This is a genomic window from Bradyrhizobium sp. SZCCHNGR1005, from assembly GCF_032489995.1.
GTDB lineage: Bacteria > Pseudomonadota > Alphaproteobacteria > Rhizobiales > Xanthobacteraceae > Bradyrhizobium.
The window spans coordinates 850,539-876,890 of the sequence record NZ_JAUEZC010000001.1 but is presented as its reverse complement, the minus strand read 5'-3'; the positions used below and the strand labels follow the sequence as shown (position 1 = coordinate 876,890).

The window sequence follows — 26,352 nt, the reverse complement described above, 5'->3', positions numbered from 1 at the left end:
TACTTATCCTGAGCATAACCGAAGTCAAGAGCGGGACAGCGGGAGCTTGGTTCCGATCACGGCCCGTTCGGCGAGCACACCCTGGCGGAAGCGAAACAGCTTGGCCGGACGGCCGATCGTGTCCGCGGCAATTGCGCCAGTCTCTTCAACGAGTTCCTGCTGCTCGATGAGGCGGCGGAAATTCTGCTTGTGAACCAGCCGCCCTGCGAGCGCCTCAACGCTGCGTTGCAGCTGCAGCAGGGTGAACTCCGCCGGCATCAGCTCGAACACCACGGGGCGATATTTGATCTTGGCGCGGAGACGGGCGATGCCGGTGGCGAGGATGCGGCGGTGGTCGGCGGTCATGGCGCGGCCGGGCACCGCCGGCTCGCCGTGCCCCTTGTCGCGCACGGCCTCGGCGATCAGCGAAGTTTCGTAGAGCAACTCATAACGCTGCAGCGCCAGCTCTTCATTCCAGTCGCGGCCGTCAAGGCCGAAGGTGATGGCAGCGCGGCGCCATCGCTCCTTCTGAAGCCCCGGATTGGCCTCGGCTTTGGCCCAGCCACGCAGCTTCGGCGCGATGGTCTTTGCGATCAGCGCGGGCGGTCCGGCGCGATGGTCCTCCCAAGGGAAATAGTCGTACCAGGACGACCATCGCGCCTCGGACCCCTCGCGGATCAGTTCCTCGCGGGTGAGACCGAGATAGCTGATCGAAATGCGATGCGGCGCTTCGGGGTCTCCGGAGCGGCCGCGATCGGCGAAAGTATAGAGTTGCTCGACGTAGCCGAGCGGATGGCCGGTCTGGGCTTCGACCCAGGCGCGCAGGCCCATCTGCAGCGAGCGATGCGCGAACTGAAACGGACCGCTCGGCAACGCGCCGGCGTTCGCGATCGTCATGATCTTGGGATTTCCCTCGGTCACCGCGACCAGCACGGCCACCAGGTCCGCGGTGATCGCATCCAAAGCCGTGACGGTCTTCTGCGGCCCCTTACCCACCTTCTGTCCGATCCGTTGACGCGTGCTCCGATTCCGAAGTCGTACCGTCGAAGTAGCAGGAGCCACATGTCTCGCCAAGCGGTCTGGCAAGCTGCGGCCGCCGGGCCGGAGCCCGCGCGATCCGTTCTCGAAATTGCCAAAGCGTCAACCGAGGTCGAATCCGCCGAAGGCATCGAGCGGGCCGCCGTTGCGGTCGAGAGCGAGATGCGCAAGCGACTCCGCGCGTCTTTGTGCTCTTCGTCACACCGCCGACCTGCGCAGGTTGCCGGGCGGCTCGCGACCGGTGCTTCCAGGAGGCGCGGGTGAGGGCTTTACTCAGCAGCGAATCAGTGCCGCTTCGTCTGCTTGCGCGCGAAGCTCTCGATCAGCTCCCGCAGCTTTGCTTGGCGGATACGGCGCGCGGCCTTGGCTGCCGGAAGCCAGATCACCTTGCGTTGCCCGCGCTCGGGCCAGCGCGTGTGCTGCTTCCTCACCTCGAGCGGAAACAGTTGGACCTCGCAGGTGATCTTTCGCTTGCCCTTGCGCTTGCGATGCTTGAACTGCCCGACCGCCCTGCGGCTGATCTTGCCGCGCAGGCCGGCCTCCTCATAGGCTTCGACCGCAGCGGTCCGGTGCGGACGCTTGCGCGCGATGGGCCAGCCTTTTGGCACGGACCAGCGCCGTTTCCCGCGAGTCGTGATCAGGAGGATGCTGAGCTCCATGTCCTCGATCCGGAACGGCAAGGCGGCCACTTGCTTGTTCTTCATCAAGACCCCCGTTTTGAGCTGAACCAGCGCGCGATCCCTTGGTTTCCTGGTCCAGGCCTTCCGGACCTCATACGCAATAACACTCGGAAAAGGCAACCCGGTCCAAGTCCGGGGGGCAAATTCAAAAGTCCAAGTACGGAAATCCGATTCCGACAGTCTTCAAGTCCGACCGTGAGCATCCGGAAGGTCAGGCGCAAGGCCGGGCGTTTCAGCCGCGAGGCCGCCGCAGCGTCGAGCTGAACAGAGGTTGCTCTGATTCGTGCCGGACAAGCAAACGGTGCCCGATGGTGTCGGTACTCCCTTGCGACGCAGCCCGCGATGTGCGACGAGCAGGCGCTCAAACACCCGCATGCTGCGCGAACCTGCGGCGGCCGGTCGCATCCTTCACACGTGTCGCCTGTCATGAGGGGGCCACAAAATCATGGCATCAGGCCGCGCATCGGCCGCTGCGTCACGCCATCTTTCCCGCGAGCGTGACAGCAGCCGAGAGCTTAACATATTTGATATTGCGGCTTGCCGATCCGGATTAACTTGCGAAGCCTGGGTACGGAGCTGATGATGCACGACCCGTACGAAAATCCCGGCACACACGAGAGCGACAAGCGCTCGGATCAACATGCTGCGGCCAGCGGTTTCCAAACCGCGCGGCGGCTCGAAGCCTCGCCCGCGCTGCAGCCGAATCGTGAGCCATCCGATTCATCTGGCCCAGGCGCGAATCATGACGTTCCGGTTGCCGCCGATCACGCTGGCGCGGAGAAGGTGCAACTCGTGGTGCCGACGATGTGGCGCTGAACGGCGCCAGTTCGTTCTCTTGCGGCCATTTGAAGTTTCAATCAGCCAGTCCGCTCTGACCGCCCACATGGCAGACTAGCCGAGCGCGAACAGCGCCTGGCCAAATGCAAGAGCGCGAGCTTCGTTCTCTGTAGGCGTTGTCATCCAGCGCCGCGCGCGCTGCAAGGCCACTCGCAATCTTCATTCGCACGGCCTCTCCCATTTCCTCCCCACCGTCGAAAGGTCAGGAGCAACCCGCGCCGTACGAAGCGATCGCTGCAGCGGGTTTGCCTGGATGCGGCAGGGATCGCTGCCGGAGATAAACGATAGGGGCAGCCGAGTAGCCGCGGCCAAGGTGTTGAACTCTTCCGATCAACTCACGCTCCAAATGCGAATGCCGGTCCGCTGCAGTGGAGATGGCGCAAATCTGGTGCGAGTGCGAATACAGTGGCGGTGGCGGGGCGCCGCTGCCACAGCGCGGAATCGCGGCCCGGGGTCCACCGCAGCGCGGTTCGCTCACACGAAGAAAAACGCCGGCGGAATGCGCCGGCATTTTTCTTCGATCACGTTGAGGCCGTCTATTTTCTGGACTGGCCTACGCTCGGCGCCTTGTTCAGCTCCTGCGCCATGTCCAGGTGCTGGCGCAGCGTCGGCAGGGTCTTGCCGGCCCAATCCTTCAGTTCGGCGTTGTCGCCGCCCTTGGCATAGCGCTCGAACAGCGAGACCGCATCCTTATGGGCACTGACCTGGTCCGAGGCGAAATCCGAGCTGAAGTCCTTGCCGCTTTCGCCCTTGAGCTTGTCGAGCTTGCTCTGATGGGAGTTGTCGAGCGCGGTCGGCAGCTCCGCCTTGACCTTGCCGGAGGTGACCATGCTCTTGAGCCCGCTGCTGGTCTTGGTGTGATCGGTCACCATCTGGCGAGCGAAGGTTTTCTCCTGCGCGGTGCCCTTCTCCTCCCCAAGCTTGCTCGATTCGATCTCGAACATGTCGCTGATCGCGACTTCCTTGACGAAGTCGGCGGTGGCTGGCGCAACGCCAAGTGCGGAGTTGACGCCGGTCTTTTCACCGACCGATTGAGCAAGCGCCGGGCCTGCGAGCAGCATGCAGCCCGCAACAATCATCAAGCGTTTCATGATGTCGTTCCTCTGGGTTTCACCGCGGGTCCACTGAAGTTTCACTGGCCGCGACCTGCACAACCAAACCGGGGCCCGGAACGTTTGTTCCCAATTCGGAGAGCCTGCCGCTTGTCACCTGTTTCGGCCGCTTGGCCGATCGTCACCGCACGTCGGCCGCCGCGGCGCCACCCTGCCGCCGAACCTGTCGCTTACGCGGCGGCGCCGTGCACGGCTTGGGATCTTGCGTCGCTAGCGACAGGGTGAAATAGGCAATCGTGGCCTCGATACCCTTTTCGATCGGGATCGTCGGTTGCCAGCCCAATACATGCTTCGCCGCGTCGATCGTGGGTTTGCGGCGTTAGGGGTCGTCCACGGTCAGGGCCTTCGTCCTGCCAAAGCACGGCCAGCTTGCCGTCGGGGTGGTTTGGGAAGGCGGAGCCTGGGACGCCAGGCGCGCATTGCCACCGTCGTTGGTCAGCGGACTTCGGATACCTGGCGCCCAACTCTACTCGCTTCAGCGGGGGAGGGCCGCGGCGGCCGCACCGCAGATCGAGGCGATCGACATCAGTACCCCAGATCTGAACGAACTTGGTTGCCGGATGCGACAGCTCGACCTTGTCATTTCGGTCGATACCATGGTGGCCGCATCTGGCGGGGGCACTTGGCATCGACACTTGGATCCTGCTTCATTCGGATTGCGATTGGCGCTGGCCGACGACGGGCGAGCACACTTATTGGTATCCGAGCGCGCGTCTGTTTCATCAGGACGCCACCGGCGACTGGAAGGGCGTTTTCGGACGAGTGCGCGCCGCGACGCAAGAACGCTCGACGCGGTGATCGCCGCGATCAGGACCTTGACGGCGCAGTCAGGCGCGCAGTTCGGTGATGGCCGGAAGGAAGTCCTTTGTTGTCGGCAGTGGCGGCTTGCGCAAGCCGAGATAGTCCGGCTGGAATCCGGCCAAGCGGGCAAGGCCGCCCCAATCCGTGATCTCGATGGTTCGGGACGTCCATTGCAGCAGGCGGCGCCGCCGCAATTCCTGAATGGTCCTGTTGGCATGGACTGCAGAGATGGCGCAGGCGGCCGCAAGATCGGTCTGGGTGAAGGGAGACAGGAAGCGAAAGTCCCGAGCCTGGCCGACGGCTTGCAGTCGCACCGTCAACTCGCAGAGCAGATGGGCGACGCGCGCCAATGCATCCCGCGTTGCGAGGTTGCAGATCCAGTTCCGCAAGCACCAGACATCTGTCAGCATCAGCAATGACAGCGCACGCGCCAGCCGCGCCGACGACTCGTTCACCTCGCGAAAAAAGCGGTGGGGGACAAAGGCGACCACCACCGGTCCGAATGCGGTCAGATCGAATTGAAGCTGAGGAGCGGAGATGGATTGAAGGTCCGGGACATCGCCTGGGACGTGGAGCGAAGTGATCTGCTGCTGACTCTCCCCGTCGGCGGTCCAGCAGAGATAGCCCTGCAGCAAAAGAGAGCAGGTCGACGGCAGGTCGCCCTTGCGCGCGACGATGTCGCGCGATCCGAAATGGCCGATCGTGGCGGGCATCTTGGCAAGGAGATCGAGGTCATCTGGAGAGAGTTCTACGAGGCTTGCGAGTCGGTCGGCGAATTTTGTGAATGGAAACCCACTTTGCATACTCTGACCTGTTCGTATGATTTCCTGCCTGGCAAATGCTACAGGGTAAGTCGGTTTCGTCTTTAACCTTTGTTAGAAGCGGTCAGCTGCCACAGCGGAACTCCGCAACGTCGCCGGCGCGAACGTAGCTGGAACATCGCGCTACTGCATGCGTTGCATCGCCATCGCGGGAGGAGAGGAACATGGCTGTCGCTGAATACGCGATCGTATCGGTTCGGGATCAATGGGGCGTGCTGCACGACGGCGAGATCAAAGGGGAATATGCCACCAAGGAAGCTGCGTTCGAAACTGCCGCCGCAGCCGCCTCGCTTGCGATACGCCAGGGCCATGCGGTCCGTCTGAGCGTGCCGGGTCGGGAAGCGGGTGAATCCGCACTCGGGCGTTAGCCCGAACTATCGGCTGCACCTCGCGCAGGGTTTCCATGAATGAGCCGTCGCGTCGAGGACGGGGCTACGAGCGTTCGCTGCAGGGACCTTCAATCCACCGCACGATCGTTGCACGTCTCCAAGCTGTCTTTCCGTGACTGCCGGCTCTAGCGCCTCCGATTCGCTGCATCGTTCGAGCGAGCCGTCTCGACACACGCGAGCAGAACCACCCCCGCGGCTTCTCCAACAGCTTTCCACTCCGGCGGACAGCAGCTTACCAGCCCGGACGGCCATCATTCGGGCGGCCGGCATTGAATCATCACGATATTTTGCCGCACGCGCACAGTTGCGGATTGGCGCGAGCTTTGCTTTAGCGACAGTATGACGATTTCTCCAAAACATCATTCGCAGTCCCGTCGATGGCTCCTCCGCTTGGGGCTCCCCCGTTTCTGGCTCCGTAGCGGCGCGGCTTCGCTGCTGGTGGCCGGACTCGCGGTTGCGAACGGGCTGGCTTGGATTTGGGCTTTTCTGCTCTACGGGGACAATCCCGCGATCGTCGGGCCGGCCCTGCTGGCCTGGCTGTTGGGCTTCCGCCATGCGGTCGATGCGGACCACATTGCCGCGATCGACAACGTGGTCAGGAAGCTGATGCATGACGGCCAGGCACCCCGTGCCGCGGGCCTGTATTTTGCGCTCGGCCATTCCACCGTCGTGGTTGCGGCCACGGTGGCGTTGGCGAGCGCCGTGGCGATCGGCCTCGCAGACAGCGAGAGTCTGCTCCGATCGTTCGGCAGCGTGGTCGGCACCTCGGTATCGGCGGCATTTCTGCTGCTGATCGCCGTCGCCAATCTCGTCGTGCTGTTCGGCCTTTGGCGGAAGTTGCGGGCACGCGGCCGCTCCGAGCCGAGCGCGCAGGATGTTAGCCCCGCGATCCCGGCCAACGGATTTCTGGTTCGCTTGCTGGGTCCCGTGTTGCGGATGGTGAGCCGCAGTTGGCATATGTACCCGCTCGGTTTCGTCTTCGGTCTCGGCTTCGACACCGCAACCGAGATCGGCCTGTTGAGTATGTCGGCGACCGAGGCCGCGCGCGGGGCGCCGTTGGTGCATGTCCTCGTCTTCCCGGCGCTGTTCGCCGCAGCGATGGCAACGGTCGACACGGCCGACAGCATGGTGATGACCGAGGCCTACCGCTGGGCGCAGACCGATCCCGATCGCAGGCTGCGCTACAACCTGCTGATCACCGGAGCTTCGGTCGTGATCGCGTTGCTGATCGGCAGCGTCGAGGTGTTCAGCCTGCTCGCGCCGCGGCTGGGCCTTGTCGGCGGGACATGGGAGGCAATCGCGGTTCTGAATACGTATCTGGCCAATCTCGGTATCGTCGCGATCGGCCTCTTTGCCATGGCTTGGATCGGAGCGGTTGTGATCTCCCGACGCGCGAGCGCTGTAGCGGCTTGCCGCATCGACGACAAGCCGGGCGCCGGCGACTGTCTCACGGCAGAGCCAGTGTAAGCCCAGGGCCTTCGGCAAGCCCAGGGCATTGTTCGCCTGCACATCGCGTCACGAGCCATTCGAATCGGGTCCCAGAGGAGGCCCGCGAATCCATATTGACGAGGATCAATGATCGTTTCGAGCTCGCCCCGAGTATTGATAAGGCGATCCGAATCGGTTCTTTCGAGGCCACGACATGAGAAGCCGTGGCCGCTATGGATTCATGAAATGAGAAGAACGGTACAGAATTTTCACGCACTTTTAGTGGCGGCATTTGCGGCAGTTTTCGCGCTCGTCGGGACAGCCTGGGCCGCGCCTCAGTCGGACAAGGTCTGGTATGTCAATCAGAACAGTGCGGCGCCGGGTGATGGGCGGAGCTGGAAGGCGGCATTCGCATCTTTGCAGGATGCCTTATCCGCAGCCGCGACGGGTGATGAGATCTGGGTGGCGGCCGGCACTTACTATCCGGATGTCAGCGACGTATCGAAGTCCTTTGTGCTGAAGCAAGGCGTCGCTCTGTACGGCGGCTTCGCCGGCAAGGAGACGTCGCAGGGCGAGCGAGATTTTCGAAAGAACCTGACAACACTCAGCGGCAACATCGGCAAAGGCGACAAGACCAAGAACAGCAGAACCGTCGTGGTGGGCGCCGATGGAGCGACCCTCGACGGCTTCACGGTCTCGGATGCCTACGCAACGGATACCGCCCGCATGCACCTCGTGCCCGACGACATTCTCAAGGGCAACATGGTCGCCGGCGGCGGCATGCGCAACTTCATGACGAGTCCGATCGTTCGAAACGCCGTCTTCAAGAACAATTATTCTCCGAAGGGCGGCGGCGTCTACAACGTCCACAAACCCGGCGCGGACCAAGCGACATTCATCAATGTCGATTTCATCGATAATGTCGCCGAGCTTCGTGGCGGCGGCGTGAGCAACGATCTCGGCGCCATGCCGCACTTCGTCAACTGCCGGTTCATCGGCAATAAGAGCATGGACAAGGGCGGCGGTCTCTATAACGATTTTGCCGCCTCGCCGCTGCTGTTCAACGTTCTCTTCAAGGACAACTCCGCGATCACCGCCGGAGCGATCGGCAACGACGGCGGATCGGCGCCATTGCTCGTCAACGTGACCATTGCCGGGAACAAAGCGAGCAGCGAGTTGGGGCCGGACCTTTATCAGGGGACGGGTAGGAACAGCAATCCCATCCTCGTCAACAGCATGGTCGACAACATCTATAACTGGCACGAGGATGTGGTCGCGGAAATCGGCTCAGTCGCACCGCGCGGCAAGACCATCGCGCTTCGCGCGTTCTTGGCCATCAGCAACTTGAAAGGGGAGTTGCAGCCGAACGATCTGCAGTCCGCCCCGCGATCTGGGCGCGGCTATCGCGCAGGCTGGGACGGCTCCATCCTGCTCAAAAACGGCCTGATCGAAAAACTGGTCGCGCTTTATGAAAAGAACAATGGCGCGGTCGAATATCGCGACGAATATACGCGGCCGAGCATCAGCCGCGAGGCGGTTTCGGGGGCGGCCATTTATGTGGTCCCGCGATCTTCGGCGAAGACGAAGGATGGACGTTCCTGGGCGACTGCGTTGACCGATCTTCAGGCGGCAGTCGAGCTGGCGTCGGTCTCGAAACTTCCGGTCTGGATCAAGGCAGGCACATACCGTCCGACCAAGCGGGATGGCCGGATCGCGGCCTTCATCCTGTATGACGGCGTGAAGCTCTATGGCGGCTTTGCAGGCTCTGAAACGACCTTGGAGCAACGTTCCACGTCTGGGCGGCAGACGGTGCTGACTGCGAAGGCTGCGGGGGGAGGCTATCGCTATCCGCATGTGCTCTACGGTGCCGACGACGTCGTGCTGGATCGGCTGACGGTGCGCGATGGCAATGCGACCGGTTTCACCTACAACGGCAAGGGTGGAGGCCTGCTCGCCTACCACGCTGGAAAGACCTTCCGGCCTCACGACAATCCGATCGGCTTCACGATGACGATCCAGAACTGCCGGTTTGAGGACAACGTGGCCTTGGAGGGCGGTGCGATCTATACTTTCGGCAAGGCCACCTTGTCGATCTCCGACACGACCTTCCAGCGCAATCGTGCAAGCTATGGCGGCGCCGTCGTCGATCGCGAAGGCTCGAAGGCCGCGCACCGGAAGTCATTGTTCTTGGACAACCGGGCCGCGCAAGACGGCGGAGCGACCTATGAGGACTATGGTTCGCACGTTGCGTTCGATCAGTCCGAGTTCAAGGCAAATCGGGCGCGGCACGACGGCGGCGCAATCTACCTGCTCAGCCGCGCCTCGCAATTGGAGGCAACGGTTGTCTCCATCAAACAGAGCCGGTTCGTCGGAAACAGAGCGGCGCAAGGAGCAAGCATCTACAACCTTGACGACAGTACCTTAACCATTGATCAATCCGAATATTCGGCCGGATCAATTCATAATCCGTCTTCGGCGAAGTAATCGGCCACCGCGGGGCCTGTCGGATCACTTCCTGCAGTTGCGGGGAGTGGCCCGCCCTGGCATTGACGCGGGCAGGGACCGGTCCGGAGGTCCCCCTCAGTGTTTCGCCAGCGGCGCTGGCGTTCGCGCGAGAGCCGCGTTAAACGTGGGCGGCGCTCCATTGGTGGAGCCGAAGGACGCTCGATATGGTCGCGAAGCGGACTGCCAGGATGCTCTGGCTGCAGGGAGCGAGCTGCGGCGGATGCACCATGTCGATCCTGGAGAGCGGCGCCTCTGGCTGGTTCGACGAACTCCGGCAGTCCGGTCTCGAATTGTTGTGGCATCCTTCGGTCAGCGAGCAGACCGGCGAGGAAGTGCTGGACCTCTTGGAAGCCGTGCGCGACGGACGTGAACGGCTCGATCTGCTGGTGCTCGAAGGTTCGGTGGCGCGCGGGCCCAACCTGACCGGCCGCTTCAACATGCTCGCCGGGACCAACCGCTCGATCTTTCACTGGATCTCGGAGCTCGCACCGCTGGCCGATTATGTGGTCGCGGTCGGTAGCTGCGCCGCCTATGGCGGGATTCCGGCCGCCGGCTCCAATCCGACCGACGCGGTCGGGCTGCAGTTCGAGGGCACGGACAGCGGCGGCGCGCTCGGCGCTGGATTCAAGTCGAGGCGAGGGTTGCCGGTCATCAATATCGCGGGATGCGCGCCGCATCCGGGCTGGATCATGGAAACCCTGTTGGCACTCAGTACGGGTGATCTCGCAGGTTCCGATCTCGACGGATATGGCCGGCCGAAATTCATCGCCAACCATCTGGCGCATCATGGCTGCTCCCGCAACGAATTCTATGAGTTCAAGGCGAGCGCCGAGGCGATGTCGGAGCGCGGCTGCCTGATGGAGCATCTCGGCTGCCGCGCAACGCAGGCGGTCGGCGACTGCAATCAGCGCTCTTGGAACGGCGGTGGCTCCTGCACCAAGGGCGGCTATGCCTGTATCGCCTGCACCTCACCGGGTTTCGAGACGGCGCAGAATTATCTGGAGACGGCAAAGCTCGCCGGCATACCTGTGGGGCTGCCGACCGACATGCCGAAGGCGTGGTTCGTGGCGCTGGCGGCGCTGTCGAAATCCGCAACTCCGCGGCGGGTGCGGGTGAACGCGACGTCGGACCACGTCGTGGTGCCGCCGAGCCGGACCAGCGGCAAACGCGCGCCATGACCCGGATCACGGTCGGTCCGTTCAATCGCGTCGAGGGTGACCTCGAGGTTCGGCTCGACATCGCGGACGGGCGCGTGGCGCGGGCCGAGGTGACGGCCCCGCTCTATCGCGGTTTCGAACAGATCCTGGAGGGACGTCCGCCGCTCGACGCGCTGGTGATTGCGCCGCGCATCTGCGGCATCTGCTCGGTCTCGCAGTCGATTGCCGCAGCAAGCGCTTTGCGGGCTGCAATGGCGCTCGAGGCGGCGCCCAACGGCCTGCTCGCGACCAATATTGCGCATGCAGCCGAGAATGCGGCCGATCATCTGACGCATTTCTATGTGTTCTTCATGCCGGACTTTGCGCGTGAAGCCTATGCCGCGCAAGCGTGGCACGCTGCGGCAGTAGAGCGCTTCAAGGCGACGCACGGCAGCGCGGCGCGCGAGGCGCTGCCCGCCCGCGCGCGGCTGTTGGAGATCATGGGCGTGATCGCCGGCAAATGGCCGCACAGCCTGGCCTTCCAGCCGGGCGGCACGACACGCGCGATCGAGCTTGGCGAGCGCATCCGGCTGACCGCGATCGCCGCGGCGTTTCGCGGCTTTCTCGAGCGCGTGGTGTTCGCCGACACGCTGGAGAATGTGCTGGCCATCTCCAGCCCCAGCGAACTCGATCGCTGGCGCGCAGGCCGTAGCGGCGATTTCGCGCATTTCCTGCGGATTGCCGACGCGCTTGCGCTCGCCGATCTCGGCAAGGGCATCGGGCGTCTGATGAGCTTCGGTGCCTATCATCATGAGGGCACATATTTCAGCGCGGGCGTCCTCAGTTCGTCTGCGCTGGTTGGAGCGCTGCCGCTCGATCAGATCACCGAAGATGTCTCGCACGCTTGGATGCGCGACACATCGCCAGATCCGGCGGAGAGCTCGAGCGTGCCTGATGCCGACAGGCCGGACGCCTATAGCTGGTGCAAGGCGCCGCGGCTTGCCGGCCAGCCAGTCGAGGTCGGTGCGCTGGCGCGACAGGCCGTCGATGGTCAAACGCTGATCGCAGCGCTGGTCGCCGAGAGCGGCAGCAATGTCCGCAACCGTGTCGTTGCACGCCTGATTGAGACGGCGCGTCTGGCGATCGCGATCGAGACTTGGATCAAGGCGCTGCGCCTCAACGAGCCATTCTGCGTCAGCGCCCGCGAGATCCCGGATGGTTGCTGTACCGGTCTGGTCGAAGCGGCGCGTGGCAGTCTTGGCCACTGGCTTGCGGTCCGCGACGGTCAGATCGCGCGCTATCAGATCATCGCGCCGACTAGCTGGAACTTCTCGCCGCGCGATGCGGATGGTGTGGCCGGACCGCTCGAGCAGGCGCTGGTCGGGACGGAAGTCGGCGCGGCCGGTGCGCGCGCCGTGACGATTCAGCACGTGGTGCGCTCGTTCGATCCCTGCATGGTGTGCACCGCGCATTGACGTTGCTGCATCGCGAGGCGTCGATCAGGGCGCCGGAAACTTCGTTATCGACTGTAAAGTCCGTTGTTTCCGCTTTCTCTTGATCTCGCGCCCATACGCTCACGCCCGAAACTGCAGCACGTTTTCAACTGCTTGGAATCATTCTGATTTTAAATAGCAGCCAATCCTGGCCTGCTTCTTGCTGTCCGCCTTCGAACGATCGCGACCAGTTTCGGTCGCCAACGCGATTATTCCAGGGAGGGCTCATGGGCGCGGCAATGGAAACCTTTTACAGCGTGATCAGGCGTCAGGGCATTACGCGACGCAGCTTTCATAAGTTCTGCAGTCTGACGGCAACGAGCCTTGGACTCGGCCCGCTCGCGGCAAGCCGCATTGCGAACGCGCTGGAAACCAAGCCGCGCATCCCCGTGATCTGGATGCATGGGCTCGAATGCACCTGCTGCTCGGAGAGCTTCATCCGTTCCGCGCATCCGCTGGTGAAGGATGCCGTGCTGTCGATGATCTCGCTCGACTATGACGACACGATCATGGCGGCCGCCGGCCATCAGGCCGAAGAGATTCTCGAAGAGACTCGCGCCAAGTACAAAGGTCAATATGTGCTCGCGGTCGAAGGCAACCCGCCGCTCAACGAAGGTGGCATGTTCTGCATCGACGGCGGCAAGCCGTTCGTCGAGAAGCTGAAGATGATGGCGGAAGATGCCATGGCCATCATCGCCTGGGGCGCCTGCGCCTCGTGGGGCTGCGTGCAGGCCGCAAAACCCAATCCCACCCAAGCCACCCCGATCGATAAGGTCATCACCAACAAGCCGATCATCAAGGTGCCGGGCTGTCCGCCGATTGCGGAAGTGATGACCGGCGTCATCACGTTCATCACGACCTTCGGCAAGCTGCCCGAGCTCGACCGCCAAGGGCGGCCGAAGATGTTCTATTCGCAGCGCATCCACGACAAGTGCTACCGCCGACCGCATTTCGATGCCGGCCAGTTCGTTGAGGAATGGGACGACGAGAACGCTCGCAAGGGCTTCTGTCTCTACAAGATGGGCTGCAAGGGCCCGACCACCTACAACGCCTGTTCGACGGTACGCTGGAACGGCGGCGTTTCGTTCCCGATCCAATCCGGCCATGGCTGCATCGGCTGCTCGGAGGACGGTTTCTGGGACAAGGGCTCGTTCTACGATCGCCTGACCACGATCAATCAGTTCGGCATCGAGCACAATGCGGACCAGGTCGGCATGGTTGCGGCCGGCGCGGTTGGCGTTGCGGTTGCCGCGCATGCGGCGGCCACAGCGGTGAAGCGGCTCGCGGGCAAGCGCGAGGACACCAAAGAAAACGCCGGCCAGGACAACTAATTCTCTTCAGGGTAGGTAACGATGGGCATTCAGACACCCAATGGGTTCAATCTCGACAATTCCGGCAAGCGGATCGTTGTCGATCCCTTGACCCGGATCGAGGGACATCTCCGCGTCGAGGTCAACGTCGACTCCGACAACGTGATCCGCAACGCGGTTTCGACCGGCACGATGTGGCGCGGCATCGAGACCATCCTGCGCAACCGCGATCCGCGCGACGCCTGGGCCTTCACCGAGCGGATCTGCGGCGTCTGCACCGGAACCCATGCGCTGACTTCGGTGCGCGCGGTCGAGAACGCGCTCGGCATCTCGATCCCCGAGAACGCCAACTCGATCCGCAACATCATGCAGCTCTGCCTGCAGGTGCATGACCACCTCGTGCATTTCTATCATCTGCATGCGCTCGACTGGGTCGACGTGGTCTCCGCGCTGAAGGCGGACCCGAAGGCGACCTCGGCGCTGGCGCAGTCGATTTCCGATTGGCCGCTGTCTTCGCCCGGCTATTTCAAGGACCTGCAGATCCGCCTGACCAAGTTCGTCGAGTCCGGTCAGCTGGGTCCGTTCAAGAATGCCTATTGGGGCCATGCGGCCTACAAGCTGCCGCCCGAAGCCAACCTGATGGCGGTGGCGCATTATCTGGAAGCGCTCGACTTCCAGAAGGAGATCGTCAAGGTCCACACCGTCTATGGCGGCAAGAATCCGCATCCGAACTGGCTGGTCGGCGGCGTGCCCTGCGCGATCAATGTCGACGGCACCGGCGCGGTCGGCGCCATCAACATGGAGCGGCTGAACCTCGTCTCCTCCATCATCGACCGCTGCATCGAGTTCACCGAGCAGGTCTATCTGCCGGATGTCGCCGCGATCGGCTCGTTCTACAAGGACTGGCTCTATGGCGGCGGGCTCTCGGGCAAGAGCGTGATGGCCTATGGCGACATCCCGGAAAACGCCAACGACTATTCGGCCAAGAACCTCAAGCTGCCGCGTGGCGTCATTCTCAATGGCAATCTCAACGAGGTGCTGCCGATCGACCACGCCGATCCCGAGCAGATCCAGGAGTTCGTGACTCACTCGTGGTACAAATACCCTGACGAGACCAAAGGCCTGCATCCCTGGGACGGCGTCACCGAGCCCAACTACCAGCTCGGGCCGAACGCCAAGGGCACCAAGACCGACATCAAGGAGCTCGACGAAGGCGGCAAATATTCCTGGATCAAGGCGCCGCGTTGGCGCGGCAATGCGGTCGAGGTCGGGCCGCTCGCGCGCTACATCGTCGGCTATGCCCAAGGCAAGCCGGAGTTTAAGGAGCCGACCGAGAAGTTCTTGAAGGATCTGAACCTGCCGGTCACGGCGCTGTTCTCGACGCTCGGCCGCACAGCGGCGCGCGCGCTGGAGTGCCAATGGGCGGCGCGGCAGATGCGCTATTTCCAGGACAAGCTGGTGGGTCGCATCAAGGCCGGCGATTCCTCGACCGCCAATGTCGACAAGTGGAAGCCGGAGAGCTGGCCGAAGGAAGCCAAGGGCTTCGGCTTCACCGAGGCGCCGCGCGGCGCGCTCGCGCACTGGATCAAGATCAAGGATACCAAGATCGACAACTACCAGTGCGTGGTGCCGACCACCTGGAACGGCTCGCCGCGCGATCCCAAGGGCAATATCGGCGCCTTCGAAGCATCGCTGATGGATACGCCGATGGCGGATCCCGAGAAGCCGTTGGAGATTCTCCGCACGATCCATTCCTTCGATCCGTGCCTGGCATGCTCGACCCATGTGATGAGTCCGGACGGCCAGGAGCTGGCCACCGTCAAGGTGCGATAACGTGGGAGCGGTGCCATGATGGATGCAGTTGCACGTCCGGCGGAGTCCGAACAGAACCTTGCCGCGATCGCGGCCGACGCTGCCGGTGAGCATGCGATCGGCCGCCCCACTGTCTATGTCTATGAAGCGCCGGTGCGCATCTGCCATTGGGTGAACGCTCTCGCGATCGTCGTGCTGATGGTCACCGGCTATTTGATCGGAACGCCGTTGCCCTCGGTCGGCGGCGAGGCTTCGGCTCATTTCGTGATGGGCTATATCCGCTTCACGCATTTCGCGGCGGGGCAGGTGCTGGCGGTGTTCTTCCTCGCCCGCATCCTGTGGGCCTTCGTCGGCAATCATCACTCCCGGCAGATCTTCTACGTGCCGGTGCATCGTCTGCAGTTCTGGAAGGAAGTGCTGCACGAGATCCGCTGGTATGCGTTCCTGGAGCGCGAGCCGAAAATGTATGTCGGCCACAATCCGCTGGCGCAGACCGCGATGTTCACGGGCTTCACGCTGTTCGTAGCCTTCATGATCATCACCGGCTTTGCGCTCTATTCGGAAGGCGCGGGCATCGACAGCTGGCAGCACAAGCTGTTCGGCTGGGTATTTGTGATCTGGCCGAACAGCCAGGATGTCCACACTTGGCACCATCTCGGCATGTGGGCGCTCGTCATGTTCGTGACGGTGCATATCTACGCCGCGATCCGCGAAGACATCATGTCGCGCCAGAGCATCATCTCGTCGATGATCTCCGGCGAGCGGCAATTCCGCAAATAAGGGCTTCGATATGAGTGAGGCCAGGCAGGAGCGGATCCTGGTGCTGGGGATCGGCAATATCCTCTGGGCGGATGAAGGCTTCGGCGTGCGGGTGGTGGAGGAATTCCACCGCCGCTACGCCGTTCCCGACAACGTCACCATCCTCGATGGCGGCACCCAGGGTCTCTATCTCGTGAACTATGTCGAGGAGGCCGATAGTCTCATCGTGTTCGATGCGATCGATTACGGTCTTGCGCCGGGTGAACTGAAGCTGGTCCGCGACGACGAGGTGCCGCGCTTCACCGGTGCCAAGAAGATGAGCTTGCATCAGACCGGATTTCAGGAGGTCCTGAGCGCGGCCGACCTGCTCGGCCGCTATCCGAAGCGTCTGGCCTTGATCGGCTGCCAGCCGCTCGACCTGGAAGATTGGGGCGGGCCGCTGACGGAGCCGGTGCGGGCGCAGATCGAGCCGGCGATCCGGCTCGCCTGCGAGTTGCTGGCGCAGTGGGGCGCGCCGGCGGTCGCGCGCACTGAGCCGCTTGCGGCGGCCGAGCGGCTGCTCGCGAACGATATCGACCATCAGAATTACGAGATGCGGGCGCGCTCGGCTTGAGCCGCTCGCCGTTGGAGAACATGGCGATGTGCCTGGGCCTGCCGATGACCATTGTCGAGACTGACGGCACGTCGGCGCTCTGCCGCTACGCCGATGAGCTGCGGCGGGTCTCGGTGCTGCTGCTGTCCGATCCGCCGGTCGGCGCGAAGGTGCTGGTCTATCTGGACAATGCCGTCCGCCTGCTCGGCGACGAAGAGGCCCGCTTGATCGGCGACGCCATCGAGGGGCTGCAGGCGGCGCTCAATGGCGAGGATTGCGACCGCTTCTTCGCCGATCTGGTCGATCGCGAGCCGGAATTGCCCGAGCATCTGCGATAGCTGGCCGTCAGCCGGTAACTTAGTGTCCGATATGGAAATTATCTTTCCAGTCCGATACGGAAATCTGCTTTCCGGCTGGCAAGGTTTGAGACAGATCAATAGAAATTATTCTCATTTTCAATAGGTTAGAGCGTCCGTCGCGATCGGGCCGCTCTGGCACATCGATTGCTAACCCGCTGGGGAGGCAACGAGAAACTGGACAGGAAGGAGCGCCGAATGGAGTTTCAGGAGCGCGGTCGCGCGCATGGGCGGAGTGGGCTCGGGCGAGGCGGGCTGCCCGAAGTCGATGGCGCGAATATTGATGAATTTCTTGCCGCAACCGATCGGGCTGGGAGCGTCGCGGTCCTGTTGTCCGCGGGCGATCCGGCGCGCTTCCCCGAAGCGCTCGACGTTGCCATCGTGCTCCCCGAACTGATCACGGCGTTTCAGGGCCGGCTGCAAGGAGCCGTCATCGCGCGCGACGCGGAGGCTGCGCTGGGCGAGCGCTTCGGCGTGCGGGTGCAACCGAGCCTGATCTTCTGCCGCGGCGGCGCGACGCTCGGTCTGATCGCCAAGATTCAGGACTGGTCCGTTTATGTCGAGCGCATCTCGCGGTTGATCGACCGGCCGACATCCGGCGTGGCGACCGTCGTCGCCAGCATCATTCCCACCCACAGCGCGCAAGGTGCCGAGCGATGAAAGCAGGTTTCTGGATTGCCCCGGAAGGGGCCGAGCAGCCGGTCAACATCTTTCCGATCGGGGAAGAGAGCCTGGATGCGACGCATAAGGGCCTGACCGCAGCGGGGGCGCTCGCGAAGCTTGCGACCTTGGATAGCGCCGAGCTTGCACGCAGCTGCCCGAACGCGATCACGCTGCTGTCGCAGGTCGCCGAAAGCCTTGCGCGCCAGACCAGCGATGCACCGACCCAGTTGTTCCGGCTCGCAGGCCTCAACGATCTGGAACGGCAGCTGATCGACGACGTGCTGGGCGAGGGCGAGGTGGCCGGTCTGGTCGCTTTGCCCGACGGATCGCTGGCGCAGATCCAGGAATCGGTGCTGGCCGGAGTCTGGCGCGTGCGCTTTGAGGCGGATGGCCAGCTCGACTACATCGAGATCGGCCCGGTGCCGGAAATCGTGACCCGCGCGGCGGCCGATCTGACCGCGCCGGATTTTCAGATCGGGACGCCGCCCGAGGGCATCATGAATGCGCTGCCGGTGCTTGCCGAAATCCATGAGCGTGCGCTCGCCTGGAAGCCCGGCATGCGCACGCAGACCATCAATTTTACGCTGCTGCCGATGAGCCCGGCCGACATGGGTTTTCTGCAGGACACGTTGAAGAACGGGCCGATCCAGCTGGTGTCGCGCGGTTACGGGACCTGCCGCGTGCTGGCGACCGGGGTGCGCAATGTGTGGTCCGTGCAATTCTTCAACGCGATGGACACGATCATCCTCGACACGCTGGAGGTTGGCGGCGTGCCGGTGGTGGCGCTTGCGGCTGACGAGGATTTCGAGGATTCGGCCGAGCGGCTGAAGGAGATCATCGAGGCCTATTTCACATGAGCGGCTTCGAGAATTTCGGCATTCCCAGCGGCCTCGCCGACGACGTCAGCATGGAATGCGGCATCTGCTGGACCCACTATGATCCGGCGCAGGGCGATGCGGTGGCGCAGATTCCCGCCGGCACGCCATTCTCAGCCTTGCCGGAGGACTGGCGCTGTCCGACCTGCGACGCGCCGAAATCGAAATTCATGGCGGTCGAGTCATGAGCGCGGTCGCGGTACAGCCAGGGTGGGCTCCCCTTGACGATCCGGTCGCATGGGGCGAACGCCTTGCTGCAGCCTATCGCGACATCGGCGCGCGCAGCATGCGCGAGCTGCCGATCTATCACGATGCGCTCGATGTGGAGGCGATCGGATTCCAGCGGATACAAGACAACATTGTCGGCATCATCGTCACGCCCTGGTTCTTGAATGTGGTCACGCCTGCTGACGGGCTCGCCGTGGATCCTCCCGGCACAGTCCTGCAGATAAGCTTTCCCGCAGGCACGATCCCGTTCACGGTCAGTGAAATCCCGCCGCTGGGGCTCATCGCGAGCTGTTCGCTGTTCTCGCCGATGTTCGAGTTCGCCGATATGGACGCGGCACGTGCCGCGGCGCATGCGGCGCTGGTCGAATTGATGATGAGCAGTGACGAGCGGTCGCCGGCCGCCGTCGAGCCGAAAGCGAGCGCGATCGACCGCCGCGCCTTTCTCCGTGGCACGTTGACGGAGCGGCGTCCGTGAGCCTGGGTGTCCGCGATCAGATCGATCTGACGCTGTCGATCGCCGACGGCCGGATCGCCGCGGTCGACATCGGGCCGAGAAGGCGCCCGCCTTTGGGCCGGCTTTTCGCAGCCAAGCCCGCGGAAATCGCCTTGGCGGCGTTGCCGCGTTTGTTTTCATTGTGTGCTGCCGCGCATCAGGTGGCATTTCTCTCCGCGCTGGACGCAGCACAAGGACACGATCTCGCCCCGCCGGCGCGCCAACGCCGCCTCAACGCCGTCCTCGCCGAGCGGCTTGCCGAACTGCTGCGCGGTTTGCTGATGGAATGTCTCGCGCAGGACCGGCGTATGGCCGCGGCGGTCCGTACGCTGCTGCAGGCAGCGTCGTCTCTCGTCGTGGAAACGGCAGATGGCGCTCGCGTCGAAACCTTGTCACAGATCAAGAGCGGGCTGGCGGCGCTCGGCTTATGCTTTGAGCCGGAGGGGATCGTTCCGGGACGTCCGCTGGCATCGATCATGACGGCCGCCCATAGCCGGGAATGGAACCAGGACATGCCCGCGGATCGAGGCTACTTGTCGGCGGACAACGATCTCGGCGTCGTGACGCGTCTGCTGGACGAAGGCGCTTCGTTCGCCGAGCATCCCGATCTTGAGGGAAGCGTGCCCGAAACCGGGGTCTGGGCCCGCTACGCTCGGAGTGCCTGTGTTGCTTCGCACGGGACGCTGGTGGAACGGCTGCAGGCCAAGGTCTCCGAAATCGTCCTACTCCTGCGTTGGCTGGAGGACGGGCAGGGCGATGATGAGACATTCGAGCGCGGTAGCATCGAGAACTATGCGCTCGGCGTCGGGCGTGGCGCCGCGGCGGTCGAATGCGCCCGAGGCCGACTCTATCACGCCGTCGAACTCGACGATGCCGGCCGGCTTGTTCACTGCGAATTCCTGGCGCCGACCGAATGGAATTTCCATCCGCGCGGGCCAGTGGTGAGGCGTTTGACCGGTGCCATGATCTCCACCTGCGGCCGCAACACCGTCGAAGCGCTGGTCAGCGCCTTCGACGCGTGCGTCGGCGTTCGCCTCGACATCAGGGAGCTGGCCGATGCATGAGATGGCCCTGTGCCAAGGCATCGTTGAGATCGTCGAGCAGGAGGCGCGCAAAGGCGCGTTCTCGAAGGTCAAGACGGTGTGGCTCGAAATCGGGGCGCTCAGTCATGTCGCGCCGGAGGCATTGCGTTTCTGCTTCGAAGCGGTCACTGCGCGGACGGTGGCGCAAGGTGCCGCGCTCGAGATCATCGCGCAGCCTGGAACTGCTTGGTGTCTCAACTGCTCGCAAAGCGTCGAGATCGCCCAGCGCTATGAACCGTGCCCGTCCTGCGGCAGCTATCAGCTGCAGGTCACTGGCGGCGAAGACATGCGGGTCAGGGAATTGGAGGTCGAGTGATGTGCACGGTTTGCGGCTGCAGTGAGGGCAAGGCTTCCATCGAGGCCGGAGATGACCGGCACCATCATCACGGCGATCATGATCATTCCCATGGCCACCATCACCATGGTGATCATGTACATGATCACGACCACGACCATGGTGATCACGGCCACCATCACCACCACGGGCACGGCCATCATCACCATGATCACGCTCACGATGACCATCATCATCATGACCACAGCGATGCCGACCGTATCGACTGCGCCGCCAATCCGGCCGGTCAGGAGATCGCGGGTCTCTCCTCATCGCGCATCATTCAGATCGAGCGCGACATTCTCGGCAAGAACAACGGCATCGCTTCCGATAATCGCGCCCGCTTTGCCGCCGACGAGGTACTCGCCTTCAATTTCGTTTCCAGCCCGGGGGCGGGCAAGACCACGCTGCTGGTCCGCGCGGTCTCCGAGCTGAAGCAGAGCCGGCCCGTTGCCGTCATCGAAGGCGATCAGCAGACCTCCAACGATGCCGAGCGCATCCGTGCGACCGGCGTGCCGGCAGTCCAGGTCAATACCGGCAAGGGCTGTCATCTCGATGCGGCAATGGTGGATGAGGCCTATCGCAAGCTGCCGTCTTTGCGCGGCGGCATCCTGTTCATCGAGAATGTGGGCAATCTGGTGTGCCCGGCGGCCTTCGACCTCGGGGAGGCCTGCAAGGTCGTGGTGTTCTCGACGACCGAGGGCGAGGACAAGCCGCTGAAGTACCCCGATATGTTCGCGGCCTCCGCGCTGATGCTGATCAACAAGATCGATCTCGCGCCGGCGGTCGATTTCGATCTGGCGCAGACGATCGAATATGCCCGCCGCGTCAATCCGAAGATCGAGGTGTTGACGATCTCGGCGCGCACCGGCGAAGGCTTTGCCACCTTCTACGCCTGGATCAGGAAGCAGTCGGAAAAGGCCAGGGCAAACATCGAGGCACGCGCCCTGAGCGCAGTTACGGGCTGATCATGAACGGCGGCGCCCAGGCACAGCATGGCACCAGGCTGCGGCTGCGCGTTCGCGGCGCCGTGCAGGGCGTCGGCTTTCGTCCCTATGTCTATGGATTGGCGAAGCACTACCGGCTCGGCGGCTTCGTCGCCAATGATCCGCAGGGAGTCCTGATCGAGGTCGAGGGCGACAACGCTGCCGATTTCGTCGAAGCCTTGCCGCGCCAGACGCCGCCTTTGGCGCGCATCGACGACATCTCGGTGGAGCGCGTCGCGCCTGCCGCAAGCGATGCCTTCCAAATTCGCGAGAGCGGACGCGGACAGATCGCGACACGGATCGCGCCGGACGCCGCGACTTGTCCGCAATGCTTGGCCGAACTGTTCGACCCCAAGAGCCGCTTCCACCTCTATCCGTTCGTGACCTGCACCGACTGCGGTCCGCGCTTCACCATTGCCGAACGGCTGCCCTACGACCGCGCCACCACGGCGATGAAGCGGTTTCCGTTGTGCGAGGCCTGCGCTGCCGAATACGAGAATCCAGCCGGCCGGCGCTTTCACGCCGAGGCGATCTCATGCCCGTGCTGCGGGCCGCAACTCAGCCACGGCCTCGACGAGATTGCCGCAGCGCTTGAGGAGGGCCGCATCGTCGCGATTAAGGGGCTCGGCGGGTATCAGCTGCTCTGCGATGCGCGCAACGAAGCGACGGTGGGGCAACTGAGATCACGCAAGCAGCGCGACCAGAAGCCATTCGCCGTGATGGTGGCAGTAGCGGATACGGCGGTCGCGTTCGCCGAGGTCGATGCAACCGAGCGGGCTTTGCTTCAATCCGTCGCACGACCGATCGTGCTGCTGAAGTCGCGTCACGCTGTGGCGCCATCGATCGCGCCGGGGCTCGATAGAATTGGAGTGATGCTGCCGGTGGCGCCGCTGCATCATCTGATCTTCCATGCGCTCGCCCTGCGCGACGCGCCGGGTGAAGTGGCGCATTGGGCGCTCGTCTGCACCAGCGCCAACCTCAGCGGCGATCCGCTCCTGATCGACAACATGGAGGCTGAACAGCGGCTTGCCGGCATCGCCGATCTGGTCGTGACCCATGACCGCGCCGTCGTGACCCGCGCCGACGATTCCGTGCTGTCGGTGGTGGCGGGGCGGCCGCAATTCATCCGCCGCGCGCGTGGCTATGTGCCCGAGCCGATCCGGCTTGCGCGCAAGGTGCCGCCGATCCTGGCGGTGGGCGGGCATTTCAAAACGACCGTGACCTTGACGCGTGGCGACGAGGCCTTCGTCTCCCAGCACATCGGCGACCTCGATACTGCAGCGGCTATCCGCTTTTTCGAAGAGACGATCGATCATCAGACCCGCGTTCTCGACGTCGAGCCGGTGGCGATCGCGCATGATCTGCATCCCGACATGGCTTCGACGCGCTTTGCCGAGGCCAGCGGGCGGCCGACAATGGCTGTACAGCATCACCACGCCCATGCCGCGTCCGTGCTGGCCGAACATGGTCACGTTGGGCCTGCGCTTGCACTGGTGCTGGACGGCTACGGCTATGGTTCGGACGGCGGCAATTGGGGCGGCGAGCTGCTGCTCTGTGACGGCGCAGGCTTTCGCCGCATCGGCCATCTGGCCCCGCTGAAAATGCCGGGCGGCGATCGCGCAGCACGGGAGCCCTGGCGGATGGCGGCGGCGCTGTTGCATGGACTCGGACGGGGCAACGAGATCCCGCGCCGGTTTTCCGCTCACCTGCAGGCGAAATATCTGCTGCCATTGCTCGAACGGGCCGATGTGCCGGTGACGACCAGCGCCGGACGGCTCTTCGATGCGGCGGCCGGGCTGCTCGGTGTTTGTGCCGTGCAGAGCTACGAGGGCGAAGCGGCGATGAAGCTCGAAGCGCTGGTACGCAAAGCCTCGGTGCTCGATGGCGGCTGGGAGATTCGCAACCGTGTGCTGTCGCTGAGGCCCTTGTTTGAACGCCTGCTCGCTGACGGCGATGCGGTCGAAGCCGCCGGCCTCTTCCACGGCACCTTCGCTGCCGCTTGCGTTGATTGGGTTGTTGGCGCTGCGCGTTGGCTGAACGTCTCCGACATCGTGTTGAGCGGCGGCTGTTTCCTGAATGCTCACCTGGTGGAGCAGATCGAGCATGGCTGCCGCGCCGCCAGATTGAATCCGCTGCGGCCACGCCAGCTGCCGCCCAATGACGGTGGTTTAAGTCTGGGGCAGGCCTGGGTCGCCGCGCTCACGCTTGCCCCGCAATCGCATCTTGGAGGATCGACCTGATGTGCCTTGCCATTCCCGCTGAGGTGATCAAGCTCTTGCCCGACGACATGGCGATCGTCTCGATCGACGGCGTCAGCAAAGAGGTCTCGGTCGCGCTGGTCGAGGACCTCGCGGTCGGCGACTACGTCATCCTCCATGTCGGCTATGCGCTGGCCAAGATCGATCCGGCGGAAGCTCAAGAGACGCTCAATCTGCTCCGGCAGTTCGGCGAACAGGCGGAGGCGCAGCCATGAAATATGCCGACGAGTTTCGCGACAAGGAGATTGCAACAGGACTGGCGCGCGCGATCCGTGCCAAGGCGGACCCGCAGAGGTCTTACCGCTTCATGGAGTTCTGCGGCGGCCACACCCATGCGATCGCGCGCTACGGTCTCGAGGACATGCTGCCCGCCAATGTCCGCATGATCCATGGCCCCGGCTGCCCGGTTTGCGTGCTGCCGGCGGGACGTATCGACATGGCGATCCAGCTTGCCGAGCGGCCCGAGGTCATTCTTTGCGTCTACGGCGATCTGATGCGGGTGCCCGGCTCGCGCGGCACCTCGCTGCTACGGGCGAAAGCGCGTGGCGCCGACATCCGCATGGTCTATTCGACCCTCGATGCGATCAGGATCGCAGAAGACAATCCGGCCCGCGAAATCGTGTTCTTCGCCATCGGCTTCGAGACTACGACGCCGCCGACCGCAGTCATGCTCAAGCTCGCTGCGAAGAAGGATCTGCCGAACTTCAGCGTGTTCTGCAATCACGTGCTGACCCCGCCGGCGATGCGCGCGATCCTGGATAGCGAGAATCCGGTCGAGATCGACGGCTTCGTTGGCCCGGCGCATGTGTCGACCGTGATCGGCACCGCGCCTTATGCGCCATTCGCCGAGGAGGATGGCAAGCCGGTGGTGATCGCGGGTTTCGAGCCGCTTGACATGATGCAGGCGATCCTGATGCTGGTCGAGCAGGTCAATGACGGCCGCCACGAGGTGGAGAACCAATATCGCCGCGCCGTGGCTCGCGACGGCAATCCGCGGGCCAAGGCCGATGTGGCTGAGATCTTCGCGCTGCGTGGTTCGTTCGAATGGCGGGGCTTGGGATCGATCCCGCATAGCGGACTCAAGTTGAGCCCGGCCTTCGCGCGCTTCGACGCCGAGCTGCGCTTTGCGATGGGCGAGAAGATCGTCGCCGACAATTCCGCCTGCGAGTGCCCGGCGATTCTGCGCGGGCTGAAGAAGCCGGTCGACTGCAAGCTGTTCGGCTCCGCCTGCACGCCGGAAACCCCGATCGGTTCCTGCATGGTGTCGTCGGAGGGCGCGTGTGCTGCGCATTGGACTTATGGCCGCTTCCGGGACCACCAGCGGAGGCTCGCATCATGAGCGCCCCGCAGCGCCGACTCGATCTCAGGAACGGCTGTGTCGACCTGTCGCATGGCGCCGGTGGACGGGCGATGGGACAGCTCATCTCCGGCATCTTTCATGAGGCATTCGGCAATGAATGGCTGGCGCGGGGCAACGATCAGTCGGCCTTCGACGTGCGGCCCGGGCGCATGGTGATGACCACTGACGGCTACGTGGTGTCGCCCTTGTTCTTTCCCGGCGGCAATATCGGCTCGCTCGCGGTGCATGGTACGGTCAACGACATCGCGATGGCGGGTGCGAAGCCGCTTTATCTCTCGGCGAGCTTCATCATCGAGGAAGGCTTCGGCCTTTCCGATCTGAAGCGAATTGCCGATGCGATGGGCGAGGCGGCGCGGTCCGCCGGCATTGCCATCATCACCGGCGATACCAAGGTGGTCGAGCGCGGCAAGGCCGACGGTCTCTTCATCTCCACTGCGGGCGTCGGCGTGCTGCCCGATGGTCTCGATCTGTCCGCGGACAAGGCGCGCCCGGGCGATCGCGTGCTGCTGTCGGGCAGCCTCGGCGATCACGGCGTCGCCATCATGTCGAAACGCCAGAACCTCGCTTTCGAAACCGAGATCGTGTCCGATTCTGCGGCACTGCACGACCTCGTCGATGTCATGGTCGCGGCGGGAGGGCAGGGCATCCGGTTGATGCGCGATCCCACTCGTGGTGGGCTTGCGGCGACTATGAACGAGATTGCCCAGCAATCGCGGCTTGGCTTCCGCTTGCAGGAGGAAGCTATCCCGGTGAAGCCGGCCGTGGCCGCCGCCTGCGAACTGCTCGGGCTTGATCCGTTGCATGTCGCCAACGAAGGTAAGCTGGTCGCGGTGGTCGCGCCGGAAGTGGCGGCGTCCGTCCTGGCTGCCATGAGAGCGCATCCGCTCGGTCGCGATGCTGCCGATGTCGGTGAGGCGGTGGCTGACGACCACCGCTTCGTCCAGATGGCGACGAGCTTTGGCGGCGGGCGGATTGTCGACTGGCTGTCTGGCGAGCAGTTGCCAAGGATTTGTTGAGCAGGGATC

The 26,352-nt window shown here is 63.7% G+C and carries 26 protein-coding genes; 22 read left to right on the top strand and 4 right to left on the bottom strand.

Features of this window, described 5'->3' with window-relative positions:
• Nucleotides 1–24 precede the first annotated feature (24 nt).
• Both QXZ85_RS04030 and QXZ85_RS04025 read right to left on the bottom strand, forming a co-directional pair.
• The gene (locus QXZ85_RS04030; RefSeq protein ID WP_315728466.1) at nucleotides 25–975 is read right to left on the bottom strand and encodes an NrtR DNA-binding winged helix domain-containing protein; all 951 of its coding nucleotides are present in this window, start codon (nucleotides 973–975) and stop codon (nucleotides 25–27) included.
• Nucleotides 976–1,301: 326 nt separating this feature from the next.
• On the bottom strand, nucleotides 1,302–1,721 hold the full coding sequence (locus QXZ85_RS04025; protein WP_315700817.1) for an NUDIX hydrolase: 420 nt from the start codon (nucleotides 1,719–1,721) through the stop codon (nucleotides 1,302–1,304).
• Between the two features lie 513 nt (nucleotides 1,722–2,234).
• Here QXZ85_RS04025 and QXZ85_RS04020 point away from each other — a divergent pair.
• Nucleotides 2,235–2,513 carry a hypothetical protein gene (locus QXZ85_RS04020; protein WP_315700816.1) on the top strand — a complete coding sequence of 93 codons (279 nt, stop codon included), beginning with the start codon at nucleotides 2,235–2,237 and terminating at the stop codon, nucleotides 2,511–2,513.
• A 557-nt stretch (nucleotides 2,514–3,070) separates the two neighbouring features.
• Here QXZ85_RS04020 and QXZ85_RS04015 read toward each other — a convergent pair.
• Both QXZ85_RS04015 and QXZ85_RS04010 read right to left on the bottom strand, forming a co-directional pair.
• Nucleotides 3,071–3,625: a DUF4142 domain-containing protein gene (locus tag QXZ85_RS04015; protein ID WP_315728463.1), complete on the bottom strand. Its 555-nt coding sequence runs from the start codon at nucleotides 3,623–3,625 to the stop codon at nucleotides 3,071–3,073.
• Between the two features lie 848 nt (nucleotides 3,626–4,473).
• Nucleotides 4,474–5,160, bottom strand: a complete 687-nt coding sequence (locus tag QXZ85_RS04010) for a Crp/Fnr family transcriptional regulator (RefSeq protein ID WP_315700814.1) — start codon at nucleotides 5,158–5,160, stop codon at nucleotides 4,474–4,476.
• 272 nt (nucleotides 5,161–5,432) lie between these two features.
• Here QXZ85_RS04010 and QXZ85_RS04005 point away from each other — a divergent pair, with 272 nt between their 5' ends.
• The 21 genes from QXZ85_RS04005 (at nucleotide 5,433) to hypE (ending at nucleotide 26,343) form a co-directional block, all read left to right on the top strand.
• Nucleotides 5,433–5,636, top strand: coding sequence for a hypothetical protein (locus tag QXZ85_RS04005; RefSeq protein ID WP_315700813.1), 204 nt, complete (start codon nucleotides 5,433–5,435; stop codon nucleotides 5,634–5,636).
• 453 nt (nucleotides 5,637–6,089) lie between these two features.
• Nucleotides 6,090–7,124 carry a HoxN/HupN/NixA family nickel/cobalt transporter gene (locus QXZ85_RS04000; RefSeq protein ID WP_410052713.1) on the top strand — a complete coding sequence of 345 codons (1,035 nt, stop codon included), beginning with the start codon at nucleotides 6,090–6,092 and terminating at the stop codon, nucleotides 7,122–7,124.
• Between the two features lie 108 nt (nucleotides 7,125–7,232).
• The gene (locus QXZ85_RS03995; RefSeq protein ID WP_316173371.1) at nucleotides 7,233–9,569 is read left to right on the top strand and encodes a DUF1565 domain-containing protein; all 2,337 of its coding nucleotides are present in this window, start codon (nucleotides 7,233–7,235) and stop codon (nucleotides 9,567–9,569) included.
• A 185-nt stretch (nucleotides 9,570–9,754) separates the two neighbouring features.
• Nucleotides 9,755–10,768 carry a HupU protein gene (locus QXZ85_RS03990; protein ID WP_315700810.1) on the top strand — a complete coding sequence of 338 codons (1,014 nt, stop codon included), beginning with the start codon at nucleotides 9,755–9,757 and terminating at the stop codon, nucleotides 10,766–10,768.
• The gene (locus QXZ85_RS03985) at nucleotides 10,765–12,201 is read left to right on the top strand and encodes a nickel-dependent hydrogenase large subunit (protein WP_316173373.1); all 1,437 of its coding nucleotides are present in this window, start codon (nucleotides 10,765–10,767) and stop codon (nucleotides 12,199–12,201) included. Before QXZ85_RS03990 ends, QXZ85_RS03985 begins: the two co-directional genes overlap by 4 nt.
• Nucleotides 12,202–12,446: 245 nt before the next feature.
• Nucleotides 12,447–13,550, top strand: coding sequence for a hydrogenase small subunit (locus QXZ85_RS03980; protein ID WP_316173375.1), 1,104 nt, complete (start codon nucleotides 12,447–12,449; stop codon nucleotides 13,548–13,550).
• A 21-nt stretch (nucleotides 13,551–13,571) separates the two neighbouring features.
• A complete protein-coding gene (locus QXZ85_RS03975) occupies nucleotides 13,572–15,362 on the top strand; it encodes a nickel-dependent hydrogenase large subunit (protein ID WP_315744706.1) in 1,791 nt (596 codons plus the stop codon).
• Between the two features lie 15 nt (nucleotides 15,363–15,377).
• Nucleotides 15,378–16,121, top strand: coding sequence for a Ni/Fe-hydrogenase, b-type cytochrome subunit (cybH, locus tag QXZ85_RS03970; protein WP_316173376.1), 744 nt, complete (start codon nucleotides 15,378–15,380; stop codon nucleotides 16,119–16,121).
• 10 nt (nucleotides 16,122–16,131) lie between these two features.
• On the top strand, nucleotides 16,132–16,713 hold the full coding sequence (locus tag QXZ85_RS03965) for a HyaD/HybD family hydrogenase maturation endopeptidase (protein ID WP_315744709.1): 582 nt from the start codon (nucleotides 16,132–16,134) through the stop codon (nucleotides 16,711–16,713).
• Nucleotides 16,714–16,739: 26 nt separating this feature from the next.
• Nucleotides 16,740–17,030 (top strand): HypC/HybG/HupF family hydrogenase formation chaperone, encoded by a 291-nt coding sequence (locus QXZ85_RS03960; protein ID WP_315700804.1) that lies wholly within the window; start codon nucleotides 16,740–16,742, stop codon nucleotides 17,028–17,030.
• Nucleotides 17,031–17,246: 216 nt separating this feature from the next.
• Nucleotides 17,247–17,708 (top strand): hydrogenase accessory protein, encoded by a 462-nt coding sequence (locus QXZ85_RS03955; protein WP_315700803.1) that lies wholly within the window; start codon nucleotides 17,247–17,249, stop codon nucleotides 17,706–17,708.
• On the top strand, nucleotides 17,705–18,568 hold the full coding sequence (locus tag QXZ85_RS03950; RefSeq protein ID WP_315700802.1) for a hydrogenase expression/formation protein: 864 nt from the start codon (nucleotides 17,705–17,707) through the stop codon (nucleotides 18,566–18,568). Before QXZ85_RS03955 ends, QXZ85_RS03950 begins: the two co-directional genes overlap by 4 nt.
• Nucleotides 18,565–18,774, top strand: a complete 210-nt coding sequence (locus QXZ85_RS03945) for a rubredoxin (protein ID WP_315700801.1) — start codon at nucleotides 18,565–18,567, stop codon at nucleotides 18,772–18,774. The genes QXZ85_RS03950 and QXZ85_RS03945 overlap by 4 nt, the downstream gene beginning before the upstream one ends.
• Entirely contained in the window at nucleotides 18,771–19,289 is a 519-nt protein-coding gene (gene hybE, locus QXZ85_RS03940) for a [NiFe]-hydrogenase assembly chaperone HybE (protein WP_315700800.1), read from the top strand. The genes QXZ85_RS03945 and hybE overlap by 4 nt, the downstream gene beginning before the upstream one ends.
• A gap of 131 nt (nucleotides 19,290–19,420) precedes the next feature.
• Entirely contained in the window at nucleotides 19,421–20,371 is a 951-nt protein-coding gene (locus tag QXZ85_RS03935) for a hydrogenase assembly protein HupF (protein WP_315762637.1), read from the top strand.
• Complete coding sequence (gene hypA, locus QXZ85_RS03930) at nucleotides 20,364–20,705, top strand: hydrogenase maturation nickel metallochaperone HypA (RefSeq protein WP_315700798.1); 342 nt, start codon at nucleotides 20,364–20,366, stop codon at nucleotides 20,703–20,705. The genes QXZ85_RS03935 and hypA overlap by 8 nt, the downstream gene beginning before the upstream one ends.
• Nucleotides 20,705–21,691: a hydrogenase nickel incorporation protein HypB gene (gene hypB / locus QXZ85_RS03925; protein WP_315700797.1), complete on the top strand. Its 987-nt coding sequence runs from the start codon at nucleotides 20,705–20,707 to the stop codon at nucleotides 21,689–21,691. The genes hypA and hypB overlap by 1 nt, the downstream gene beginning before the upstream one ends.
• 2 nt (nucleotides 21,692–21,693) lie before the next feature.
• A complete protein-coding gene (gene hypF, locus QXZ85_RS03920) occupies nucleotides 21,694–23,949 on the top strand; it encodes a carbamoyltransferase HypF (protein ID WP_316173380.1) in 2,256 nt (751 codons plus the stop codon).
• Complete coding sequence (locus tag QXZ85_RS03915; RefSeq protein WP_315700795.1) at nucleotides 23,949–24,182, top strand: HypC/HybG/HupF family hydrogenase formation chaperone; 234 nt, start codon at nucleotides 23,949–23,951, stop codon at nucleotides 24,180–24,182. Before hypF ends, QXZ85_RS03915 begins: the two co-directional genes overlap by 1 nt.
• Nucleotides 24,179–25,306 carry a hydrogenase formation protein HypD gene (gene hypD, locus QXZ85_RS03910; RefSeq protein ID WP_316173382.1) on the top strand — a complete coding sequence of 376 codons (1,128 nt, stop codon included), beginning with the start codon at nucleotides 24,179–24,181 and terminating at the stop codon, nucleotides 25,304–25,306. The genes QXZ85_RS03915 and hypD overlap by 4 nt, the downstream gene beginning before the upstream one ends.
• Nucleotides 25,303–26,343: a hydrogenase expression/formation protein HypE gene (gene hypE / locus QXZ85_RS03905; RefSeq protein ID WP_315744715.1), complete on the top strand. Its 1,041-nt coding sequence runs from the start codon at nucleotides 25,303–25,305 to the stop codon at nucleotides 26,341–26,343. Before hypD ends, hypE begins: the two co-directional genes overlap by 4 nt.
• Nucleotides 26,344–26,352: the final 9 nt, after the last annotated feature.

Coding starts and splice junctions, on each gene's coding strand:
- QXZ85_RS04025 (WP_315700817.1), bottom strand. CDS start 1,721: ATGAAGAACAAGCAAGTGGCCGCCTTGCCGTTCCGGATCGAGGACATG.
- QXZ85_RS04015 (WP_315728463.1), bottom strand. CDS start 3,625: ATGAAACGCTTGATGATTGTTGCGGGCTGCATGCTGCTCGCAGGCCCG.
- QXZ85_RS04010 (WP_315700814.1), bottom strand. CDS start 5,160: ATGCCCGCCACGATCGGCCATTTCGGATCGCGCGACATCGTCGCGCGC.
- QXZ85_RS04005 (WP_315700813.1), top strand. CDS start 5,433: ATGGCTGTCGCTGAATACGCGATCGTATCGGTTCGGGATCAATGGGGC.
- QXZ85_RS03995 (WP_316173371.1), top strand. CDS start 7,233: ATGATCGTTTCGAGCTCGCCCCGAGTATTGATAAGGCGATCCGAATCG.
- QXZ85_RS03990 (WP_315700810.1), top strand. CDS start 9,755: ATGGTCGCGAAGCGGACTGCCAGGATGCTCTGGCTGCAGGGAGCGAGC.
- QXZ85_RS03985 (WP_316173373.1), top strand. CDS start 10,765: ATGACCCGGATCACGGTCGGTCCGTTCAATCGCGTCGAGGGTGACCTC.
- QXZ85_RS03980 (WP_316173375.1), top strand. CDS start 12,447: ATGGGCGCGGCAATGGAAACCTTTTACAGCGTGATCAGGCGTCAGGGC.
- QXZ85_RS03975 (WP_315744706.1), top strand. CDS start 13,572: ATGGGCATTCAGACACCCAATGGGTTCAATCTCGACAATTCCGGCAAG.
- cybH (WP_316173376.1), top strand. CDS start 15,378: ATGATGGATGCAGTTGCACGTCCGGCGGAGTCCGAACAGAACCTTGCC.
- QXZ85_RS03965 (WP_315744709.1), top strand. CDS start 16,132: ATGAGTGAGGCCAGGCAGGAGCGGATCCTGGTGCTGGGGATCGGCAAT.
- QXZ85_RS03960 (WP_315700804.1), top strand. CDS start 16,740: ATGTGCCTGGGCCTGCCGATGACCATTGTCGAGACTGACGGCACGTCG.
- QXZ85_RS03955 (WP_315700803.1), top strand. CDS start 17,247: ATGGAGTTTCAGGAGCGCGGTCGCGCGCATGGGCGGAGTGGGCTCGGG.
- QXZ85_RS03950 (WP_315700802.1), top strand. CDS start 17,705: ATGAAAGCAGGTTTCTGGATTGCCCCGGAAGGGGCCGAGCAGCCGGTC.
- QXZ85_RS03945 (WP_315700801.1), top strand. CDS start 18,565: ATGAGCGGCTTCGAGAATTTCGGCATTCCCAGCGGCCTCGCCGACGAC.
- hybE (WP_315700800.1), top strand. CDS start 18,771: ATGAGCGCGGTCGCGGTACAGCCAGGGTGGGCTCCCCTTGACGATCCG.
- hypA (WP_315700798.1), top strand. CDS start 20,364: ATGCATGAGATGGCCCTGTGCCAAGGCATCGTTGAGATCGTCGAGCAG.
- hypB (WP_315700797.1), top strand. CDS start 20,705: ATGTGCACGGTTTGCGGCTGCAGTGAGGGCAAGGCTTCCATCGAGGCC.
- hypF (WP_316173380.1), top strand. CDS start 21,694: ATGAACGGCGGCGCCCAGGCACAGCATGGCACCAGGCTGCGGCTGCGC.
- QXZ85_RS03915 (WP_315700795.1), top strand. CDS start 23,949: ATGTGCCTTGCCATTCCCGCTGAGGTGATCAAGCTCTTGCCCGACGAC.
- hypD (WP_316173382.1), top strand. CDS start 24,179: ATGAAATATGCCGACGAGTTTCGCGACAAGGAGATTGCAACAGGACTG.
- hypE (WP_315744715.1), top strand. CDS start 25,303: ATGAGCGCCCCGCAGCGCCGACTCGATCTCAGGAACGGCTGTGTCGAC.